The sequence below is a fragment of the Tahibacter sp. genome, assembly GCF_035481375.1.
GTDB lineage: Bacteria > Pseudomonadota > Gammaproteobacteria > Xanthomonadales > Rhodanobacteraceae > Tahibacter.
The window spans coordinates 1-2,201 of sequence record NZ_DATIGT010000165.1 but is presented as its reverse complement, the minus strand read 5'-3'; the positions used below and the strand labels follow the sequence as shown (position 1 = coordinate 2,201).

Annotated in this window: 2 protein-coding genes; one reads left to right on the top strand and one right to left on the bottom strand. The window is 68.3% G+C overall.

Features of this window, described 5'->3' with window-relative positions; translation table 11 throughout:
- Positions 1-1,298, top strand: a 1,298-nt coding sequence (locus VLF18_RS11050) for a choice-of-anchor Q domain-containing protein (RefSeq protein ID WP_325279676.1), incomplete at its 5' end; no start/stop codon positions are given.
- Between the two features lie 15 nt (positions 1,299-1,313).
- On the opposite strand, the gene VLF18_RS11045 is transcribed toward VLF18_RS11050, so the two are convergent.
- Positions 1,314-2,201: EAL domain-containing protein (locus VLF18_RS11045; protein WP_325279675.1), on the bottom strand; the 888-nt coding region annotated here is incomplete at its 5' end.

The following is a 2,201-nucleotide window of genomic DNA, read 5'->3' as shown; positions in this document are numbered from 1 at the left end:
ACTCCGGCGCGCCGCCGCCGTCCGACGGCGGCGACGAGCGCTGCACCTCGACCGACCAGCGCGGCGTCACGCGCCTGACCTGCGACCGCGGCGCGTTCGAGCTGCGCTACACCTTCGTCGTGACCGACACTGCCGATGCGGCGGATGCCAACGTCGGCAACGGCGTCTGCCAGAGCACGCTGGGCGGATGCACCCTGCGCGCCGCGATCCAGGAAGCCGGCGCGAGCGACCAGCTCGCCGTCATCGACGTGCGCGACGGCGTCTACGAACTCAATATTCCGGGCGCGGAGGAAGACCTCGGCGCAACCGGCGACCTCGATCTCCACGGCGTGAACAAGGCGGCGCGCGTGCTCGTCGGCAGCGGCGCCGACCGGGTCATCATCCGCAGCACGACCGACGACCGCGTGTTCGACACGTCCAGCAGCTCGGCGCAGAGCGTTCCTGTCGGCCTGTTCGGCCTGCGGATCACCGGCGGCGACCACACATCGACGTCGAGTGGAGTCACCGGCGGCGGCGGCATGCGCCTGCGCGCGGTCGGCGAAACGACGCTCGACCAGGTGTGGTTCGACCGCAATCGCACGACCGGATATGGCGGCGGCCTGCACTTCATCGACTCGTCGCAAGCCGTTGGCCGCATCACCCGCAGCGCGTTCACGCGCAACGAGAGCGTCGAGGACGGCGGCGGCGCGCTGATGTCGCAGGGGGATCCGCTGACCGTCAGCAACGTGCTGTTCGCCGACAACATCAGCGGCGGCAGCGGCGCCGGCGTGAGCTTTTCCAATTCCAACACCGCGGAACTGGCCTATTCGACGATCACGCGCAACCGCTCGCTCACGCGCGGCGGCGGCTTCGAGGGCGACGGTGCCGCGGTGCTGACGGGCGTCGTCTCCAGCGGCAACAGCGACGCCGGCGGCGGTCCGACGTATCCGGACTGCAGCATGGGCACCGGGGCCAGCATTCCGTCCGGCGGCTACAACGTCATCGGCGTCGCCGGTACCGGCGGTTGCCTCATGTCGGGCGATACGACCGGCAATCAGATCGGCGTGGCCGCGCCGCTGTCGGTGGTGGCGATGGCGGGGGGCAAGCTGCCTTATGTGGGCGCACAGCCGGGCAACCCCGCGCTCGAAAGCATTCCGCGCGACGATTGCATGCTCGCCGACGCGCGCTTCGAAATGACGGACATGCACGGGCACGAAAGACCCGGCCCGGAGTCGTCCACCTGTACGGCGGGCGCCGTCGAAGGCCTGTCCGACCTCGTGTTCGCCGATGCGTTCGGCGTCGAGTACGCGGGCGAGTGACCTGGCGCAGCCGCGTCAGCGCGACGACGCGATGCGGAACGCCTCGCGCACCATGCGGCGGAGCTCCTCGTCATCCCAGGGCTTGGCCACGTACCGATACACCGCGCCGCGGTTGATCGCTTCGGTCAGCGAGGCGAAGTCGCTGTAGCCGCTGAGGATCAGGCGCACCGTGTCGGGATACAGATCCTTGACGCGGCTCAGGAATTCCGTGCCGCTGATGTCGGGCATGCGCTGGTCGGAAATGATGACCTGCACGGGCTGCGCGGCGAGGATCTCGAACGCCTGCTGCGCGTTGGTCGCCGTCTCGATGTTGTAGCCGTCGCGCCGCAGCAGGCGCACGAGCGCGCGCAGCACGTTTTCTTCGTCGTCGAGCAGCAGCAGCGTCTCCGTACTGTGGGATTTCTCGAGTTCGTCGTCGCTGTCCTGGCGCAGATAGCGCCGGCGCAGCACTTCGAAGGTCTGCGCCTCGGGCATCGGCACGCAGAAATAGTTGCCCTGGAACTGATCGCATTCGCTGCGCCGCAGAAACGCCGCCTGTCCGATCGTCTCGACGCCCTCGGCGCTGACCGTCATGCCGAGCTGATGGCCCAGCGCGATGACCGCGCGGCAGATGCCCGCCGAACCGGGGTCGGTGATGATGTCGCGCACGAACGACTGATCGATCTTGAGCTTGTCGATCGGAAAGCGCCGCAGGTAGTTCAGGCTCGAATAGCCCGAACCGAAATCGTCGAGCGACAGGCTGACGCCGAGCGCTTTCAGCGAGCGCATCGCGACGATGACGCGCTCGACATGGGCCATGACCATGGATTCGGTCAGCTCGAGTTCGAGGTAGCGCGGCGGCAGGCGCGACGCGTCGAGCGCACGCTGCACGCGCTCGAGAAAGTCGGGGCGCTGCAATTGCAG